This is a genomic window from Actinomadura sp. 1N219, assembly GCF_044326405.1.
Classification (GTDB): domain Bacteria; phylum Actinomycetota; class Actinomycetes; order Streptosporangiales; family Streptosporangiaceae; genus Spirillospora.
On sequence record NZ_JBIRAY010000015.1, the window covers coordinates 23,538 to 41,812 of the forward strand.

Annotated in this window: 18 protein-coding genes; 12 read left to right on the forward strand and 6 right to left on the reverse strand. The window is 73.5% G+C overall.

The window, feature by feature from the left end; genetic code table 11:
- Positions 1 to 19: 19 nt before the first annotated feature.
- The gene (locus ACH35V_RS34795; RefSeq protein ID WP_395979114.1) at positions 20 to 403 is read right to left on the reverse strand and encodes a hypothetical protein; all 384 of its coding nucleotides are present in this window, start codon (positions 401 to 403) and stop codon (positions 20 to 22) included.
- Between the two features lie 207 nt (positions 404 to 610).
- Here ACH35V_RS34795 and ACH35V_RS34800 point away from each other — a divergent pair, with 207 nt between their 5' ends.
- The 6 genes from ACH35V_RS34800 to ACH35V_RS34825 all read left to right on the forward strand — a co-directional run bounded on the left by ACH35V_RS34800 (position 611) and on the right by ACH35V_RS34825 (position 7,631).
- The gene (locus ACH35V_RS34800; RefSeq protein WP_395979115.1) at positions 611 to 1,771 is read left to right on the forward strand and encodes a steroid 3-ketoacyl-CoA thiolase; all 1,161 of its coding nucleotides are present in this window, start codon (positions 611 to 613) and stop codon (positions 1,769 to 1,771) included.
- A gap of 30 nt (positions 1,772 to 1,801) precedes the next feature.
- Positions 1,802 to 2,791: an MBL fold metallo-hydrolase gene (locus ACH35V_RS34805; protein WP_395979116.1), complete on the forward strand. Its 990-nt coding sequence runs from the start codon at positions 1,802 to 1,804 to the stop codon at positions 2,789 to 2,791.
- Positions 2,792 to 2,972: 181 nt separating this feature from the next.
- Positions 2,973 to 4,229 carry a cytochrome P450 gene (locus ACH35V_RS34810; protein ID WP_395979117.1) on the forward strand — a complete coding sequence of 419 codons (1,257 nt, stop codon included), beginning with the start codon at positions 2,973 to 2,975 and terminating at the stop codon, positions 4,227 to 4,229.
- Positions 4,230 to 4,432: 203 nt separating this feature from the next.
- Positions 4,433 to 5,713 (forward strand): glycosyltransferase family 4 protein, encoded by a 1,281-nt coding sequence (locus ACH35V_RS34815; protein ID WP_395979118.1) that lies wholly within the window; start codon positions 4,433 to 4,435, stop codon positions 5,711 to 5,713.
- Between the two features lie 57 nt (positions 5,714 to 5,770).
- Positions 5,771 to 6,529, forward strand: coding sequence for a class I SAM-dependent methyltransferase (locus tag ACH35V_RS34820; protein ID WP_395979241.1), 759 nt, complete (start codon positions 5,771 to 5,773; stop codon positions 6,527 to 6,529).
- Positions 6,519 to 7,631, forward strand: a complete 1,113-nt coding sequence (locus tag ACH35V_RS34825; protein ID WP_395979119.1) for a prenyltransferase — start codon at positions 6,519 to 6,521, stop codon at positions 7,629 to 7,631. The genes ACH35V_RS34820 and ACH35V_RS34825 overlap by 11 nt, the downstream gene beginning before the upstream one ends.
- On the opposite strand, the gene ACH35V_RS34830 is transcribed toward ACH35V_RS34825, so the two are convergent.
- The gene (locus ACH35V_RS34830) at positions 7,612 to 8,322 is read right to left on the reverse strand and encodes a class I SAM-dependent methyltransferase (RefSeq protein WP_395979120.1); all 711 of its coding nucleotides are present in this window, start codon (positions 8,320 to 8,322) and stop codon (positions 7,612 to 7,614) included. The two genes, ACH35V_RS34825 and ACH35V_RS34830, sit on opposite strands and share 20 nt — an antisense overlap.
- 125 nt (positions 8,323 to 8,447) lie before the next feature.
- On the opposite strand from ACH35V_RS34830, the gene ACH35V_RS34835 reads away from it, so the two are divergent.
- The 3 genes from ACH35V_RS34835 to ACH35V_RS34845 all read left to right on the forward strand — a co-directional run bounded on the left by ACH35V_RS34835 (position 8,448) and on the right by ACH35V_RS34845 (position 10,087).
- Complete coding sequence (locus ACH35V_RS34835) at positions 8,448 to 8,639, forward strand: ferredoxin (protein ID WP_395979121.1); 192 nt, start codon at positions 8,448 to 8,450, stop codon at positions 8,637 to 8,639.
- 64 nt (positions 8,640 to 8,703) lie between these two features.
- Positions 8,704 to 9,789, forward strand: coding sequence for an alcohol dehydrogenase catalytic domain-containing protein (locus tag ACH35V_RS34840; RefSeq protein ID WP_395979122.1), 1,086 nt, complete (start codon positions 8,704 to 8,706; stop codon positions 9,787 to 9,789).
- Positions 9,790 to 9,901: 112 nt separating this feature from the next.
- Positions 9,902 to 10,087: a hypothetical protein gene (locus ACH35V_RS34845; RefSeq protein ID WP_395979123.1), complete on the forward strand. Its 186-nt coding sequence runs from the start codon at positions 9,902 to 9,904 to the stop codon at positions 10,085 to 10,087.
- Positions 10,088 to 10,337: 250 nt separating this feature from the next.
- Here ACH35V_RS34845 and ACH35V_RS34850 read toward each other — a convergent pair whose 3' ends face one another.
- Positions 10,338 to 12,842: a hypothetical protein gene (locus tag ACH35V_RS34850; protein WP_395979124.1), complete on the reverse strand. Its 2,505-nt coding sequence runs from the start codon at positions 12,840 to 12,842 to the stop codon at positions 10,338 to 10,340.
- Between the two features lie 111 nt (positions 12,843 to 12,953).
- Positions 12,954 to 13,520: a DUF1707 domain-containing protein gene (locus ACH35V_RS34855; RefSeq protein WP_395979125.1), complete on the reverse strand. Its 567-nt coding sequence runs from the start codon at positions 13,518 to 13,520 to the stop codon at positions 12,954 to 12,956.
- 171 nt (positions 13,521 to 13,691) lie between these two features.
- Between ACH35V_RS34855 and ACH35V_RS34860 the strand changes: the two genes are divergently transcribed.
- The 3 genes from ACH35V_RS34860 to ACH35V_RS34870 all read left to right on the forward strand — a co-directional run bounded on the left by ACH35V_RS34860 (position 13,692) and on the right by ACH35V_RS34870 (position 16,009).
- Positions 13,692 to 14,276: a Uma2 family endonuclease gene (locus ACH35V_RS34860; RefSeq protein ID WP_395979126.1), complete on the forward strand. Its 585-nt coding sequence runs from the start codon at positions 13,692 to 13,694 to the stop codon at positions 14,274 to 14,276.
- A gap of 67 nt (positions 14,277 to 14,343) precedes the next feature.
- On the forward strand, positions 14,344 to 15,291 hold the full coding sequence (locus tag ACH35V_RS34865; protein ID WP_395979127.1) for an NADP-dependent oxidoreductase: 948 nt from the start codon (positions 14,344 to 14,346) through the stop codon (positions 15,289 to 15,291).
- Between the two features lie 10 nt (positions 15,292 to 15,301).
- The gene (locus tag ACH35V_RS34870; protein ID WP_395979128.1) at positions 15,302 to 16,009 is read left to right on the forward strand and encodes a cupin domain-containing protein; all 708 of its coding nucleotides are present in this window, start codon (positions 15,302 to 15,304) and stop codon (positions 16,007 to 16,009) included.
- A 53-nt stretch (positions 16,010 to 16,062) separates the two neighbouring features.
- Here ACH35V_RS34870 and ACH35V_RS34875 read toward each other — a convergent pair whose 3' ends face one another.
- Positions 16,063 to 17,085: a sugar phosphate isomerase/epimerase family protein gene (locus tag ACH35V_RS34875; RefSeq protein ID WP_395979129.1), complete on the reverse strand. Its 1,023-nt coding sequence runs from the start codon at positions 17,083 to 17,085 to the stop codon at positions 16,063 to 16,065.
- Position 17,086: 1 nt separating this feature from the next.
- Positions 17,087 to 18,229 carry a Gfo/Idh/MocA family protein gene (locus ACH35V_RS34880; RefSeq protein WP_395979130.1) on the reverse strand — a complete coding sequence of 381 codons (1,143 nt, stop codon included), beginning with the start codon at positions 18,227 to 18,229 and terminating at the stop codon, positions 17,087 to 17,089.
- Positions 18,230 to 18,275 lie beyond the last annotated feature (46 nt).

An 18,275-nucleotide genomic window follows, 5' to 3' on the forward strand; every position in this document is an offset into this window, starting at 1 on the left:
CGGTAAGCGATGCCGCCCGCTAGACCTCGGGGATCTCGGTCGGGGCGGCGGTCGTCGGCGCGGGCGCCGGGGAGTTCGGCACGGTCGGGACGACCGGCCGCACCGGCTCCTCGGTGTTCCTGGACCCGGAGTTCCACCACCAGAGCGCGAACGAGATCGCGAACAGCACGAGGATGCCCGCGAGGACCTGGAACACCGCCAGGCGATGGCTCGGCTCGCGGCGCCGCCGCCGGCGGCCGGACCGGAGGCCGCCGGAACGCCCGGCGCGGCGCGCGGCCCGCCGGTCGCGCCGCCGCTCGCGCTTGCCCGGCGAGCGGGCCCGCTCGCTCGCGGACGGCTCGGTGAACGTTGCGCTCCTGACGAAGTTCTCGTCGAACACGGGCTCGTCGAAGTCTGCGGCCATGAGGATCTCCGGCGCGGGGGGCGGCGGTCGGCTCCCAGGCTAGTCGACGCCCGCGCGGACCCGTCCCGCCGCCCGAGGCCGCCCGGAGCCGCCCGGGACCGTCCGCGACCGTCCCGGCCGGGATCCTGATAGCCGGGACCCGGACACACGGCCGAAATCTAGAACCCGTTACAGTCATAGCTGAATAGCGTTCGATAAGGAGACCGCATGGGTACCCCGGTGATCGTCGAGGCGGTGCGCACACCGCTCGGGAAGCGCAACGGACGGCTGGCGGGCCTCAAACCGATGGCCGTCCTCGCGCACGCGCTGACCGCCGCGATCGACCGCTCGGGCATCGACGCCGCCGAGGTGGAACAGGTCTTCGCGGGCTGCGTGACGCAGGCGGGCGAGCAGGGCTCGCACGTCGGCCGCTACTCCTGGCTGTACGCGGGCCTGCCCTGGCAGACCGGGGTCACCACGATCGACGCGCAGTGCGGTTCGGCGCAGCAGGCCGTCCACCTCGCCGCGTCGCAGATCGCCGCCGGGGTCGTGGACGTCGCGATGGGCTGCGGCGTCGAGGTGATGAGCCGCGCGCCGCTCGGCTCCAACGTGACGCCCGCCAACCCGCGTCCGGACGACTGGTCGATCGACATGCCGAACCAGTTCGAGGCGGCCGAGCGCATCGCCGCCCGCCGCGGCGTCACCCGCGCCGACCTGGACGCGTTCGGCGCCCGCTCGCAGCAGCTCGCCGCGAAGGCGTGGGCGGACGGCCGCTTCGACCGCGAGGTCGCGCCCGTCACCGCGCCCGTCCTGGACGGCGACGGCGATCCCACCGGCGAGACCCAAGAAGTGACCCGCGACGAGGGGCTCCGCGAGACCACCGCGGACACGCTGGCGCGGCTCAAGCCCGTCCTCGGCCCCGAGGCCCTGCACACCGCGGGCACGTCGTCGCAGATCTCGGACGGCGCCGCCGCCGTCCTGCTGATGTCGGAGGAGAAGGCGAAAGCGCTCGGCCTGCGCCCCCGCGCCCGGATCAGGACGCAGGCCCTGGTCGGCGCGGAGCCGTACTACCACCTGGACGGCCCCGTCCAGGCGACCGAGCGGGTCCTGCAGCGGTCCGGCATGGCGATGGGCGACGTCGACATCACCGAGATCAACGAGGCGTTCGCGTCGATCGTGCTGTCGTGGGCGTCCGTCCACGAGCCCGACATGGACACGGTCAACGTCAACGGCGGCGCGATCGCGCTCGGCCACCCGGTCGGCGCGACCGGCTCCCGGCTGATCACGACGGCGCTGCACGAGCTGGAGCGCCGCGACGCCGCGACGGCGCTGATCACGATGTGCGCGGGCGGCGCGCTGTCGACCGCCACCATCCTCGAACGGATCTGAGCGATCCCCCTGGCGCGAAAGGCGGTCCCGTTGCAGCCGGAACCCGAAGACCTCGGCGGAGGACTGTGGAGCGTTCCAGTCCCCATCCCGGACAACCCGCTGGCCTACACGCTCGTGTACGCGGCGGAGAGCCCCCGGGGGCTCGTCCTGATCGACGCCGGCTGGCAGCACGAGGACGCCTGGACGGCCCTGCGCGACGGGCTCGGCACGTTCGGGATCGACGTCCGCGACGTCCACGGCGTGGTCGTGACGCACTTCCACCCCGACCACTCCGGCCTCGCCGGACGCGTCCGCGACGAGTCGGACGCCTGGATCGCCATGCACCACGCGGACGCGGAGATCGTCCGCAGGTTCCACACGGTCGGCCAGCGCGGCCGCCGCGCCTTCGAACTGACCGCGCTGCGCCGCGCCGGGGCGGAGGAGTCGGACCTGACCGGGTCGAGCCGGCAGACCCCGGTCGCGCCGCCCGCGATCCCGGACCGCGAGCTGTCCGACGGCGACCTGGTCGACCTGCCGGGACGCAGGCTGCGGGCCATCTGGACGCCGGGCCACTCCCCCGGCCACATCTGCCTGCACCTGGAGGACGGCGACCGCATCTTCACCGGCGACCACGTCCTGCCGCGCATCACCCCGCACATCGGCCTCTACCCGTACGACACCCCGGACGTGGACCCGCTCAGCGACTTCCTCGGCTCCCTCGACAAGGTCTCCGCGATGACCGTGGGCGAGGTCCTGCCCGCCCACCAGTACCGCTTCAACGAGCTGTCCGGCCGCGCGCAGGAGATCATCCGCCATCACGAGGAGCGCCTCGGCGAGGTGACGGCGCTGCTGTCGTCCACCCCCATCACGCTGTGGGACCTCACGGCCGCCCTCACGTGGCGCCACCCGTGGGCCGAGATGCACCAGGGCGCCCGCCGCATGGCCGCCGCCGAGGCCGCCGCGCACATCCGCACGCTGGAGACCAGGGGCGCCGCCCGCCGCGACGGGACGGACGACCCCATCCGCTACGTGCTGCGCTGACCCCTCGCGAGGCCCTCCCGCCTCCGGGTGTGGGTTGCGTGCGGCGTGGGTCACTCCGGACACTGGACCCTTGATGAGACTGGAGTCTCATGTTAGAACGTGTTCTAGGTCCACGGGCCCGAGCAAGCGCTCAGTTCGGTGCTGGCGCGCCCGGTCCCACCCCCGGCACGAAGGGTCCCCCATGGCACTCGCGACCTCGACCGGCTCCGCCGCGCGGACGTTCCGGGCTCCCGAAATCGACATCATCGACCCGGGCGTGTACGAGCGCGGGGGCATCCCGCACCGGCAGTTCGCCTGGCTGCGCGACAACGACCCCGTCCACTGGCACCAGGACCCGAACGAGGGGGTGCCCGGCTTCTGGGCCATCACCCGGCACGAGGACGTCGTGCAGGTGTCCCGGCGCGCCGACCCGTACTCGTCCCACGAGCGGACGGCGATGTTCGAGGAGTTCACCGACGAGGACATCGCCCTCTACGGGCAGATGATGCTGTTCCAGGACCCGCCGGACCACACCCGCCTGCGGGCCATGGTGAACAAGGGCTTCACCCCGCGCATGATCGGGAAGCTCCAGGACCACATCCGGGAGATCTGCCACCGGCTGATCGACGAGGCCGCGCCGCTCGGCGAGTGCGACTTCGTGGAGTACTTCGCCGCGCCGCTGCCCCTCTACACGATCTGCGAGCTGCTCGGCGCGCCGCTGGAGGACCGGCAGAAGATCTTCCACTGGTCGAACAAGCTGGTCGCGTTCAACGACCCCGACTTCATCGGGGACCGGGACGAGTCGGCGATGTGCGCCGCCGAGTTCGCGGGCTGGGGCGCGGAGCTGGCGCGCAGCCGGGAGTCGACGCCGCGCGACGACATCGTCACCAAGCTGCTCACGCCGGACGCGGACGGCGGCCGGATCAGCGAGGAGGAGTTCTCGCTCTTCGTGATCATGCTCTCGATCGCCGGGAACGAGACCACCAGGACCGCGACGGCGGGCGGCATGCAGGCGTTCTTCGAGCGTCCCGAGCAGTGGGAGCGGCTGCGGGCGGACCGGAGCCTGCTGCCGGCGGCGGTCGAGGAGATCGTCCGCTGGGTGAGCCCGATCAACCAGTTCCGCCGGACGGCCCTCGACGACGTCGAACTGGGCGGCAAGGAGATCAAGGCGGGCGACAAGGTCGTGCTGTTCTACGGGTCCGCGAACCGGGACGAGCGGGTGTTCGACGACCCGTTCGCGTTCGACGTGGGCCGCGACCCCAACCCGCACCTCGGGTTCGGCGGCGGCGGCCCGCACTTCTGCCTGGGCACCCACCTCGCCCGGATGAACCTCCAGATCATCTTCGAGACGATCCTGGACCGGACGCCCGACATCCGCCCGGCCGGCCCGCCGCGCCGGCTGCGGTCGAACTTCGTCAACGGGCTCAAGGAGCTGCCCGTGCGCTTCACGCCGTCCTGACCCGCCCGATCTTGTCCGTCTCGTCCGACTCGGGGTCAGTGTGCTTTTCAAAACACTTTTGGACGCCATGCCCAATATTGAACTCGGCGGTAACCTGCGGAGGCTAAGGTCTAGTTCCATCAACGGCATCACGGAGCGGCCGGTGCGCGTGCGCCCGGCGTCCCTCGGCTGACGGGAGAGGTGCGTGGGCAGCAGGTGCTGGCGTGGGTGAGGCGGGTGAGCCGGGCGGACCGCTGCGCGTGGCCCTGCTCTCGTACCGGAGCAAGCCGCACTGCGGCGGTCAGGGCGTCTACCTCCGGCATCTGAGCCGGGAGCTCGCCGACCTCGGGCACGCGGTGGAGGTCGTGTCCGGGCAGCCGTATCCGGAGCTGGACCGCGAGGAGATCGTCCTCACCAAGATCCCGAGCCTGGACCTGTACAACGACGACGACCCGTTCCGCACCCCGGCGCTCCGCGAGTTCCGCGACTGGGTGGACGTCCTGGAGTTCGCGCACATGCGGACGGGCGGCTTCCCCGAGCCGCTGACGTTCAGCCTGCGCGCGCTGCGGCTGCTGCGGCGGCGGCGCAGCGACTTCGACGTCGTCCACGACAACCAGGTCCTCGGCCTCGGCAACCTCGGCATCGCCCGGCTCGGGCCGCCGCTGGTGACGAGCATCCACCATCCGATCAGCGTCGACCGCCGCATCGAGCTGGAGGCGGCGCGCGGGATCAAGCAGAAGCTCGGCAAGCGCCGCTGGTACGGGTTCGTCGCGATGCAGTCGCAGGTGTCGCGGCGGATCGGGCCCGTGCTGACGGTGTCGGAGTCGTCCAAGGTCGACATCGTCAAGGACTTCAAGGTCGACCCGCGCGACATCGACATCCTCCCGCTCGGCGTCGACACCCGGATCTTCCACCCGCGCGGGGAGCGGGTGCCCGGCCGGATCGTCGCGATGGCCAGCGCGGACGCGCCGATCAAGGGCGTGGACGTGCTGCTGCGCGCGGTCGCCAAGCTCGCCACCGAGCGGGACGTGCACGTGATCGTCGTGAGCCGCCCGCAGAAGGACGGCCCGACCGAGAAGCTCGTGCGGGAGCTGGCGCTCGGCGAGCGGGTCCGGTTCGTCCATGGGATCGGCGACGAGGAGCTGGGCGAGCTGATGGCGTCCGCGGAGATCGCCGTCGTCCCGTCCAGGTACGAGGGGTTCTCGCTGCCCGCGGTGGAGCACATGGCGTCCGGGACGCCGCTCGTCGCGAGCCGCGCCGGGGCGCTGCCCGAGGTCGTCGGCGACGCGGCCGTGCTGGTCGCGCCCGGGGACGTGGAGGAGCTCGCCGCGACGCTGCGCCGGCTGCACGACTCCGCCGCAGAGCGCGAGCGCGCCGGCGCGGCCGGGTTCGCGCGGGTCCAGGAGCGGTTCGCGTGGCCGGCGGTGGCGAAGGCCACGGTCGAGCACTACCGGGCCGCCATCGCCCAGCAGCACTACCGGCAGCTCGCGCGCAAGACCAGGTGAGGCACGGGCCACATTGGGAAAGCATTCCCGCGTCCCCCGTACGGAAGGAGCACGACCCTGCTGACCGTGGATTTCCAGCGGTTCCGCGTCTCGCCCGGAGACCGCGTCCTCGACATGGGATGCGGCGCCGGACGGCACGCGTTCGAGCTGTACCGCAGGGGTGCGCACGTCGTGGCCTTCGACCAGGACGCCGGCGAGCTGGCCGAGGTCGAGAAGATGTTCGGCGCGATGCGCGTCGAGGGTGAGGCGCCCGCGGACGCGAAGGCCGAGACCGTCCAGGGCGACGCCCTCGACCTGCCCTTCCCGGACGACCACTTCGACGGGATCGTCGCGTCGGAGGTGCTGGAGCACATCCCGGACGACATGCGGGCCATGCGCGAGCTGCTGCGCGTCCTCAAGCCGGGCGGGAAGCTCGCCGTGACGGTGCCGAGCTGGCTGCCGGAGCGGGTGTGCTGGGCGCTGTCGGAGGACTACCACACCGCGCCCGGCGGGCACGTGCGGATCTACACGCGCGCCGAGCTGGAGGCGAAGCTGAAGTCGATCGGGTTCCGGGTCGGCGGCCACCACCACGCGCACGGCCTGCACGCCCCGTACTGGTGGATCAAGTGCGCGGTCGGGGTGGACAACGACGCCAACCCGCTCGCGAAGGCCTACCACCGGGTCCTCGTCTGGGACATCATGAAGCGGCCGCTCGCCACCCGCGTCGCCGAGCGCGCGCTGAACCCGCTGATCGGCAAGAGCGTCGTCGTCTACTTCGCCAAGCCCGCGGTCCCGCGCAGGGCGGCCACGGCCGAGGAGACGGCGGATGCGGGCTGAGACCGGCCCGCCCGCGCTGCCGGGTGTCCTGTCGCCGGACGACGTCGTCGCGACGGCGCGGAGCATCACGGCGCAGCAGGAGGAGTCCGGCGCGATCCCCTGGTTCGCCCCGACCGCGGGCGTCCCGGGGCACGTGGACGCCTGGAACCACGTCGAGGCGGCGATGGCGCTGACCGTCGCCGGGTTCGGCGACGAGGCCCGCCGCGCGTACGAGTGGCTGCGCGGCGTCCAGCGCCCGGACGGGTCGTGGCCCGCGAAGTGGGTGCTGGGCGAGGTCACCGAGCCGGGAGGCGAGTCCAACCACGCCGCCTACGTCGCGGTCGGCGTCTGGCACGAGCTGCTGATGACCGGCGACGAGGAGTTCGCGCTGCGGATGTGGCCGGCGGTGCGGCGCGCGATCGACTTCACGCTCGGGCTGCAGACCCGGCGCGGCGAGATCATCTGGATGCGGGACGAGCACGGCCGCCCGTCCGACCACGCGCTGCTGACCGGCTGCTCGTCGATCTACCAGTCGCTGCGCTGCGCGGTCGCGCTCGGCGAGCACCTCGGCGAGCCGCAGCCGGAGTGGGAGCTGGCCGCCGACCAGCTCGGGCACGTGGTGGGCGCGCATCCGGAGGCGTTCGCCGACAAGAGCCGCTGGTCGATGGACTGGTACTACCCGGTGCTCGGCGGGCCCGTCCGCGGCGCGGCGGCGGCGCGGCGGTTCGCGGCCCGCTGGGACGCGTTCGTCGTGCCGGGCCTCGGCTGCCGCTGCGTGTCCGACCAGCCGTGGGTGACGGCGGCGGAGAGCTGCGAGCTGGTGATGGCGCTGGACGCGGCGGGCGACCGCGACCGGGCGCTGGAGCTGTTCGCCACCATCCAGCACCTGCGGCACGAGGACGGCTCGTACTGGACGGGCTGGCAGTTCGAGAACCGGCGGCACTTCCCCGGCGACCGCTCGACCTACACGGCGGCGGCGGTGGTCCTCGCGGCGGACGCGCTGGCGGACGCCTCGCCCGGCGCCCGGCTCTTCAAGGAGATCGCGGGACGGCCGCTCGGGCCGTGCGCGGCGTCCGACCCGATCGCCTGCGGCTGCGCGCTGGTCACGGTCGGCCGGGTGTGAGGGGGGCGGGTGTGAGCGGGTCGGAGTCGCCGACGCGCTCCAGCACGCGGAGCGAACCTGCCGCGCGGCGCTCCTCGAACGCGCCGCTCGCCAGTGCGCGGAGGTAAATGTGGTACGGCGGCTGACCGCCGTCGCTGGGGTCGGGGAAGACGTCGTGGATGACGAGCGCTCCGCCGGCGGCGACGTGCGGGGCCCAGCCCTCGTAGTCGGCCTGCGCGTGCTCTTCCGCGTGGCCGCCGTCGATGAACAGCAGGGCGAGCGGCGTCCGCCAGAGGGACGAGACCGTGCGGGACTGGCCGACGACGGCGACGACCTCGTCCTCAAGCCCGGCGGCCGCGATCGTCTTGCGGAACGTGGGGAGCGTGTCCATCCGGCCGGTGCGCGGGTCGACGAGGGACGGGTCGTGGTGCTCCCAGCCCCTCTGGTTCTCCTCCGAGCCGTGGTGGTGGTCGACGGTGACCACGATCGTCCCTGCCGTCCTTGCGGCGGCGCCCAGGTAGACGGCGGATTTGCCGCAGTAGGTGCCGACCTCCAGGAGCGGGCCGGCGCCGGCGAGGCGCGTCCCGTACTGCAGGGCCGTCTCGTACAGGGCGAGGCCCTCGTCGTCCGGCATGAAGCCCTTGGCGTGGCGCGCCGCGCGCAGCAGTTCCACGGGCATCGCGGGGCCTGCGGACGCCTCGGTGTCGGTCATCGGTCTCCCTCCGTCCGGGCACCATATACGACATCCTTGAACACGAGACGTGAGCCTTGCCCATCCAGACTGGAACGTGTTCTACTTTCGTGATGGCGGGCGAGGACGGTGAAGGGGAGAAGGCGATGAGAGTACGAGTCGACCCGCTGGTGTGCGAGGCCAACGCCGTGTGCGCCGGGCTCGCGCCCGAGGTCTTCGACCTCGATGACGAGGACGTCTTGCAGATCCTGGCGCCGGACGTCCCGCCGGAGGAGCAGGACCGCGTCCGGCACGCGGTGCGGTCGTGCCCGAAGGCCGCACTGACGCTGGACGAGTAGAACCGGTACCCGGCCCGCGCCCGCCGCCCTTCCGGAAACCCCCCGTCCCCCAAGTGGAGGCAGCATGGCACGCGCCGCGGTAATGCATGCGGTCGGCGACAGGGAACTCGACCTGCGCGACGACGTCCGGGCGGTCGGGCCGGGTCCCGACCAGGTGAAGGTCGAGATCAGGGCGACCGGGGTGTGCCACTCCGACCTGTCCACGATGAGCGGGGTGCTGCCGTCCGTCCAGCCGGCGGTCGTGGGGCACGAGGGCGCGGGGGTCGTGGCGGAGGTCGGCGAGCGCGTGACCGGCGTCCGGCCCGGCGACCACGTCGTCGTCAACTGGACGCCCGACTGCGGCGAGTGCGCCGACTGCCTGCGCGGCGAGCCGTACCTGTGCATTACCCACATCGCGCAGTCGTTCTCCGAGGCCCGCTTCGCGCTCGGCGACGGCACCCCGGCGTTCGGCATGGCGGGCACCGGGACGTGGGCGGAGGAGGTCGTGCTCCCCCGCCGCGGCGTGATCAAGATCGCGGACGACGTCCCGTTCGAGTACGCGGCGCTGCTCGGCTGCGGCATCCCGACCGGCGTCGGCGCGGTGATCAACACGGCGCGGGTGACGCCGGGCTCGACGGTCGCGGTGGTCGGCGCGGGCGGCGTCGGGCTCGCCGTCGTCCAGGGCGCGCGGATCGCGGGCGCGGCCACGATCCTGGCGATCGACCCGAACGAGGCCAAGCACCCGGTCGCCGAGCGGTTCGGCGCCACCCACACCACGACGCCGGACGGCCTGGACGAGGCCAAGGGCCTGCTCACGGGCGGCGCCGGGTTCGACTACGCGTTCGAGGTCGTCGGCAGGTCCGCCGCGATCACCACGGCGTGGGACGCGGCCCGGCGCGGCGGCGACGTCATCGTGGTCGGCGCGGGCGCCGCCGACGACGACTGGAGCCAGTCCGCGTTCGGGCTGCTGTTCGACGGCAAGACCCTCAAGGCGTCGCTGTACGGGGGCTGCGACCTCAAGCGCGACATCCCGCTGTTCGTCGACCTGTGGCGCGCCGGGCGGCTCGACATCGAGGGCCTGATCACCCGCCGGATCGGCTTCGCGGACATCAACGACGCCGTCCGCGCCCTGACCGACGGCGAGGCCATCCGCCAGGTCGTCCTGTTTTAGGGCGGCCCCAAGCGCGCCTTATGTATTGACCCTGAATGAAGTGAGCGTTTTCTCCCGAATCCGAGGGGCACCGATCCGGTCGCCATACCCCCACGGGAGGAGACCGTCCACCATGGCGACCCGATACCGGCCGCACATCAGCCTGGTCGGCCTCATCTACCTCGTCATCGGCCTGTTCATCGCCTGGGACCGGGGTTACATCGACGGCAGCCTGATCCGCCGCCTCGGCAGCGCGCTGCTGGCCGTGTTCCTCTGGTTCCTGATCCTGCTGGGCGTGGACCTCCACATCACCGCCTAGCGCCCGCCTCGACGGCAGGGCCGCGAGCAGGGCACGGGCCGTCCGTCAACCCCGCCCACGGAACGGCCCGTGTCCATCGCGACAGCCCCTCATCGCGCCACGGTCATAGACCGCAAAGTGGGACAGAGGTTACTTTCCGCCCATGACGAAAAAAGACTGTAGTTGCGGACATGGCGGCGGCTGCTCGTGCCCGAAGGGGTGCTCCTGCGGCTGCAACGGCTGAGCACGCGGGCACGTACTCCGTCCCCGCCTACTTCGGGACGGGCGCGTGCCAGAGAAGCGGGCCCTCCGTGCGCGCTCCGGCCGTGGCGCCGACGGCCAGCACGGCGGAGCCCGTGGTCGCCAGCGCGGTGAGCCGCTGGTCGCCGGGCCCCGACAGGCCGGGCACCTGGTGACGGCTCCATGAGACGCCGTCCGCCGACGTGAGGACGGCGCCGTCCCCCTTCGAGGTGCTCGCCGCCACGACGAAACCGTTCGGCGTGGCCGTGACGGCGGTGGCGGTGACGTCCGCGCCGAGGCCCTGCGGGGTCCAGGTCGTCCCGCCGTCCACGGAGACCAGCGGCGCGGCGCCGGCGCCGATCGCGACCAGGGTCCTGCCGTTGGCGGCGATCTCGATGAGCGGGCCGATGGCGAGGCCGGACGGGAGTTTGGCGGCCGTCCATCGGATGCCGTCCGGGGACGTCCACACGGCGGGCGCCCTGTCTCGGTGTCCGACCGCGACGTACTTGCCCGCCGCCGCGGTGATGTCGGCGGCGGAGCCGTCCAGGACGGTGCGCCGCCACCCCCGGAGATCGGCCGAGCGCCATGCCGCGCCCGCGCCGACCGCGACATAACCGGACGGGCCGGACGTGACCGCCACGGGCGGCGGGCCGCCGGGGAACGCCGACTTCCGCCAGGCCAGCCCGTCCTGCGAGGTCAGCGCGAGGGGGCCGGGCGCCGCGCCGGCGCTGCGCCCCACGGCGAGCCAGCCCTTGCTCCCGTGGACGACGTCCGACAGCCATCCGCCGGTGCCGGGGAACCGGGCCCGCGTCCAGGCGCGTCCGTCGGGGGCGCTCCAGATCGCCGCGCCGCCGTTCGTGCTGCCCACGGCGACGGAAGGCCGCCCGGGGCCCGCGGCGAGCGACCTGATCGACCGCTCCGGACGGACGGCGCCCGGCACGCTCCGCAGATCCACGCCGGACAGGTAGGCGTCGTTGCCCTGCCGCCCCGAGATCACGAGCGTGCGGGCGGCGGCGAGCGTCAGGGCGCTGCTCTCCACCGCCGCCGGGACGGTCCCGCCCGGCCGCCAGGTCCGCCCGTCGTCGCTCCGCAGCACGTTGCGCGCGCCCTTCGCGCCCCGCACCAGGACGGCCAGTCCGCCGTTCCCGCCGAACCGCTCGATGCCGTACCCGCCGAACCGGCTCGCCGCCTGCCATCTCTGGCCGTCCACCGAGGTGAACAGGACTCCGAAGCGCTGCGTCTTCCGGCTCTTCTTCCGGCCGGTCGTCAGCCTTCCCTCGCGGACGGTCGCGAACCAGCCCGGCCCGACCGTCAGCCCCTTCGTCGGGCCGTACGAGCCCTGGGCCTGCGGGACGGGCGCCACCGTCCAGGTGCGTCCTCCGTCCGCGGACCGCCAGAGGCCGTCGGCGCGGACCGTGCGGGTGACCTTCTTCCCGCCCTTCCTCGCGGTGACCTTCCTGGCATACGTCCCGTGCACGACCAGGACGTTCCCGTGCGAGGCCACGCGGTCGAGGCTCGTGACCCCCTTGGGGCCGGCGGCGCGCAGCCACGTCCGGCGGTCAGCCGACGTCCATACGGCGGCGCGGCCTGCGGACATGCCCACCGCGACGAAGCCGGAGTCGGTGCGGGTCAGGGCGTTCACCGTGTCGGACGGGGTGAACGGCGCGCCGAGCGGAAGCCGCGTCCAGGTCTTCGCGGTGGCGCTCGTCCACGCCACCGGGGCGCCGCCGGACGACCGGCCGAGCGCCAGCCAGTTCCCGGCCGATCCGGTGACGTGGCGCGGGCTGTCGCCGCGCGGGAGCGCCGAGCCGTCCGCCGCGCCCACGTCGGCGACCGACCAGGTCCGCCCGCCGTCGGTGGAGACGAGGAACTGGGCGCGCTCCCGTCCGGGGACGCCGTCGCCCTCGGTTCCCGCGGCGACGATCGTCCCGCCGGCGGCGGAGACGGCGGTGAGCTCCTGGACGAGCCCGTCGGTCGCGGCGGCCGGGTCGGGGGCGAACAGCGCGTCCGCCGCCACCGGTCCCGGGACGCCCGCCGGCCGCACCGGCTCCTCGCCCCAGGACGCGCCGACGATCACGCCGCCGGCGACCGCGACGAGCCCCACCGCGACCGCCAGCCGCGTCCACAGCGCAGGCTCGGCGGCCGGCCTCGGGGGCCCCGCCACCAGCACGTCATGAGGATCGGGCAACGCCCCGCTCGCCGCCTTGCGGGCCGGAGGCTTCCGCGCGGCAGGCTTCGGAGCGGAGGGCTTGGGGGGCGCGGTCGGGCGGGGAGCGGGCTTCGGGACTTCCGGGGGGACGGCGGGCGGGTCGGCGGGTGGGTCGGTGCGCTCCCTGGGCCCGGCTCCGTGGCCCCAGCGCAGGCCGGCGGCGCGCCATGCCTCGTACGCGCGCTGCCAGGGCGAGAGGGTCGCGGGCATGTCCGCGAGGTCGCCGGCGACGCCGAACGTCAGCCGCCGCCGGACCTGGCGGGAGCCGGCGGGCTCCTCCTCGGCCGTCCGCCGGGCCTCGTCCTGCTCCGGGGTCCTCGCCGTCACACGCGCTCCTTCACGGTCCTGTCGGACCACCATCAAATCGCGCCACGCCGGTCCATGTACGGACATCCGCGTGAACGGCGGCCGATGGGGCCGCGGGAGCGTTCTATCACTTCACGCCCGGCGTATACGATCTTTTGCCTCGATCGTCCCCTTGTAGGCATAACCACGGATATGGACGACCGGCGCGCCGGCGGGCGGGACGCCGTGGACCTCGGCGGAGACGCCCACGCCGTCCGTCTCCACGCGGATGCCCGGCGGGACGACGATCTCGACCGCGGACTTGTACGCGAGCACCCGCAGCACCGTGACCTGCCCGTCCAGTTCGGCGGCGCGCAGGTCGAGCAGCCCGGTGCCCTTGTACACGGCGACCGTGAACCGCTCCGGCAGCCGCCAGCGCCCGGCCCGCTTGACCGAGCCCTTGTAGGCGAGCTGGAAGCGTCCGACCGGCGATCGTTCGGAGCCCTCCGGGGCGACCCGCGCCCCTCCGGCCGCCGGCAGGTCGGCGGCGACGGCGCTGAGCTGCCCCTGCGTGCGCGCCGCGAGCACGATGTCGATGCGCTCGTCGAGCTCCGCCTCGCTCAGCCGTCCCTCCGCGAAGGCCGTGTGCAGCCGGACGAGCACCTCGTCGCGGTCTCGGTCCGAGGCCCGGACGGCCTGGGACTGCTGCTCGACGCTCATCGCATCTCTCCCCTCGGGTGCCTCTGCGAGGCCAAGTCGAGATGTATCTTAACCCTTCGCCCCTCGGTTTTCGAGACATTGACCGCATCCCGACGCGCGATCTTGCCTGCGGACCCGCCGGACGTCCGTCCGCTAGATTCGGAAGCGGCCAGCACCAAGGGGGGACGATCGATGGGCGGGACGCTCGGCCGCACGCACGGTCCGTACACGCTGTACGACCTGGACGCGCTCCCCGAGGACGGCCGCCGCTACGAGCTCGCCGACGGCTGGCTGAACGAGCTGCCAGGCGACCTTTGGCACGACCACGCCGCCGGCCAGCTCAAGGCGATCCTCAAGGAGGCGGCCCGGCACGCGGACGCCGACGTCCACGTCGCCGGGGCCCCGCAGGACGTGACCACCCCGGCCGGCGTCCGAAAACCGGACGTCTTCGCCGTCACCCGCGACACCGCCCGCGCCGCCCTGGAGCGCCAGACCCGCACCTACTACGGCCCCGACCTCCTCCTGGTCGCCGAGGTCGTCACGCCCCGCACCGTGAACGAGCAGATCGACCGCGTCCGCAAGGTGGACGAGTACGCCGCGACCGGCATCCCCCACTACTGGCTCGTCGACCTGGAGCCCCGTCCCGCCATCACCTTCCTGGAGCTCGTGGACGGCCGCTACGAGCTGGCCGGCAAGGCCCGCTCCGGCGAGACGGTCACCCTGGACCGCCCCTACCCGATGGCCTTCGATCCCGCCCGCCTCTCCGAGATGGACTGACCGCCGCACGACCCGCGGACCGGGTGCGCAAGACTGGCCCGGCGTAGACGATCAAGGAGTGAACGCGATGGCGGAAGTCATGCGGGCGGTCCGGCAGGACGTCGCCGGCGGTCCCGAGGTGCTCAAGGTGGTCGAGGTCGAGCGCCCGGAGCCGGGGCCCACCGAGGTCCTCGTCCGGGTGCGGGCGGCGGGCGTGAACCCGACCGACTGGAAGCACCGGGCGGGCGGCGGGTTCCTGGGCGAGCCGCCGTTCGTCCTGGGCTGGGACGTGTCCGGCGTGGTGGAGAAGGCCGGGCTCGGCGTCACGATCCACAGGCCGGGCGACGAGGTCTTCGGCATGCTCCGGTACCCCTTCGGGGCGGGGTCGCACGCCGAGTACGTCGTCGCTCCGGCGCGGACGTTCGTGTTCAAGCCGCCCGAGATCGACCACGTCCAGGCCGCCGCGCTGCCGCTGGCCGGGCTGACCGCCTGGCAGGCGCTGGTCGACACGGCGCAGGTGAAGCACGGGCAGCGGGTGCTTATCCACGCGGCGGCGGGCGGCGTCGGGCATCTGGCCGTGCAGATCGCCAAGCACATGGGCGCCCACGTGATCGGGACGGCGAGCGCCGCCAAGCACGAGTTCCTGCGCGGGCTCGGCGCGGACGAGGCGATCGACTACCGCGAGGTCGACTTCGCCGAAGTCGTCAAGGACGTCGACATCGTCGTCGACACGATCGGCGGCGACTACGGGCCGCGTTCGCTGCGCACCCTGCGGCCCGGCGGCGTGCTGGTGTCGCTGGTGCTCAGCAGGCTCGACGCGATCGACGCCGGGGCGGCCGGGGTGCGCGCGGAGACGCTGCTGGTCGAGCCCGACTTCCACGCGATGACGTGGCTCGCCGCGCTCGCCGAGGCCGGGTCGCTGCGCGCCGAGATCGACTCGGTGTTCCCGCTGGAGGACGCCGCGAAGGCGCACGAGCGGGGCGAGACCGGCCGCGTCACCGGCAAGATCGTCCTCACCGTGGGCGGGACCGCCTAGGCTTGATCATGTGCTGCTGCTGACGACGCTCGACGGCTGGCGGGCCCAGCCCGGTCCCCGGTTCGTGCTGTCCGAGGCGGGGGCGGTGTGGGCGCCGGACGACGAGGCAGGGGCGCTGGCCGTCGCCGACGACGTGTTCGCGGACGGGCAGGTCGTCGCGGTCGCGCTCGACCCGGAGCCCGGCGCCGCGCCGCCGCGCGGGGTGGTCGACCGGACGGCGGCGGCCCGCGTCCGGTACGCGCGGCGCGGCCCGGACGGGCGGCACGCGGCGCTCCTCGACCGCCCCGCGACCGCCGAGGCGCTGGACCTGCTGCCGCATCCCGAGGGCGGCTGGTACCGCGAGACGTGGCGATCGGACGCGGCCTTCACCCCGGACGGCTACCCGGACGAGCGGGCCTCCGCCACCGGCATCTACTTCCTGCTGCCGCCGGGCGAGGAGTCGGTCTGGCATGCCGTCCGGTCCGCCGAGCTGTGGCTGTGGCATCGCGGCGGCCCGCTGTCGCTGCTCCTCGGCGGCGGCGGGGAACGTCCGTCCGGGGCGCCGGAGCGGGTCACGCTGGGCCCGGACGTGACGGACGGGCAGGTGCCGCAGGCCGTCGTCCCGCCCGGCGTCTGGCAGGCGGCGCGCCCGGCCGGGCCGGAGGAGGTGCTGGTGAGCTGCGTGGTCTCGCCGGGCTTCGACTTCGCCGACATGAAGTTCGATCACCAGCCCGGATGAGGGAGCGGCGCACCGCTCCCGTGCGTGGCCTCACGGGAGCGGCACGCCGCAGGTCAATCGGAGGACGCGGGCGCGTCGGACGAGAACGCCGCGTCGAACGCGGCGGCAGGCGGCTCCATCGCGTTGAGCGCCCGGACGAACTCCAGGGCCTCGGGGGCGCCCTGCAGCCGGTCCATCCCGGCGTCCTCCCACTCGATCGAGATCGGGCCGCCGTAGCCGATGGAGTTGAGGGCGCGGAACACGTCCTCCCAGGGGACGTCGCCGCGGCCGGTGGAGATGAAGTCCCAGCCGCGCCGCAGGTCCGCCCACGGCAGGTGGGACGACAGGCGCCCGCGGCGGCCGTCGCCCGTGCGGACCTTCGTGTCCTTGCAGTCGACGTGGTAGATCCGGTCGCGGAAGTCGAACAGGAAGCCGACCGGGTCGAGGTCCTGCCAGACGAAGTGGGACGGGTCGAAGTTCAGCCCGAACGCGGGACGGTGCCCGATCGCGTCGAGCGTCCGGACGGTCGTCCAGTAGTCGTAGGCGATCTCGCTCGGGTGGACCTCGTGCGCGAACCGGACGCCGGCCTGGTCGAACACGTCCAGGATCGGGTTCCAGCGGTCGGCGAAGTCGGCGTAGCCGCGCTCGACCATCGCGTCGGGGACGGGCGGGAACATCGCGACCGTGTGCCAGATCGAGGAGCCGGTGAACCCGACGACCGTGTCGACGCCCAGCGCGGCGGCGGCCAGGGCCGTATCCTTCATCTCGGCGGCGGCGCGCCGCCGGACGCCTCCGGGCTCGCCGTCGCCCCAGATGCGCGGCGGCAGGATCGCCTGGTGGCGCTCGTCCGGGATGTCGCAGACGGCCTGCCCGACGAGATGGTTGGAGATCGCCCACACCTTCAGGTCGTGCTTGGCGAGGATCTCCAGCCGGCGCGGGATGTAGGCGTCGTCGGCGAGGGCCTTGTCGACCTCGAAGTGGTCGCCCCAGCAGGCGATCTCCAGGCCCTCGTAGCCCCAGCCGGACGCGAGCCGGCAGACGTCCTCGAACGGCAGGTCCGCCCACTGGCCGGTGAACAGCGTGATCGGTCGTGCCACTTCACTGACTCCCTTCGATGTCGACCCACTGCCGCGAGGCGGCGCTGCCGGCGACCGCGGCGAGGACGCGCTGCACCTGGAGGCCGTCGGCGAACGAGGGGCTCGGGTCAGCGCCGTCCGCGATGGCGGTGAGCAGGTCGGCGATCTGGTGGGTGAACGTGTGCTCGTACCCCAGGATGTGACCGGGCGGCCACCACCGTCCGGCGTACGGGTGAACGGGCTCGGTCACGACGATCCGCCGGAAACCGGACACCGCCGGATCGTCGGCCGCGTCGTGGAACCACAGCTCGTTCAGCGACTCCAGGTCGAACGCCAGCGCGCCGGACGAGCCGCTGACCTCGATGCGCAGCGCGTTCTTGCGTCCGGTGGCGAACCGGGTGGCCTCGAACGTCGCCAGCGCGCCGCCGCCGGTGCGGCCGATGAACAGGGCGGCGTCGTCCACGGTGACGCGGGCCGTGCCGCCGCCGGGCAGCGGACGTTCCGGGACGAACGTGTCCAGCAGCGCCGACACCCCGACGAGCGACTGCCCGGTGATGAACTGCGCCGTGTCGACGATGTGCGACGCGATGTCGCCGAGCGCGCCCGACCCGGCCCTGTCGCGGTCCAGCCGCCAGGTGAACGGGGCCCGCGGGTCGGCGAGCCAGTCCTGGAGGTACTGCGCGCGGATGTGCCGGACGGTCCCGATGCGGCCCTCGGCCACCAGCCGGCGGGCGAGCGTGACCGCCGGGACGCGCCGGTAGTTGAACCCGATCATCGACCGGACGCCGCGCGCCCGCGCCCGCTCCGCCGCCGCGGCCATCGCCTCGGCCTCCGCGACCGTGTTGCCGAGGGGCTTCTCGCACAGCACGTGCTTGCCCGCGTCGAGCGCGGCGACGGCGATCTCGGCGTGGGTGTCGCCGGGCGTGCAGATGTCGACGATCTGGACGTCGTCGCGGCGGAGCAGCTCCTTCCAGTCGGTCTCCACCGACGCCCAGCCGAGCGATGCGGCGGCCGCGGCGGCGCGCTCGGCGGAGCGTCCGGCCAGGGCGGTCATGACGGGCGTCAGCGGCGGCGCGAAGAACGGCCCGACGCTGCGCCACGCCTGCGAGTGGGCGCGTCCCATGAACGCGTGCCCGACCATCCCGACCCCGACGGTCGTCGTCATATCTGCTCCCCTAAAGTTTCCGACCGGCGCGCCCGCCCCCCACCCG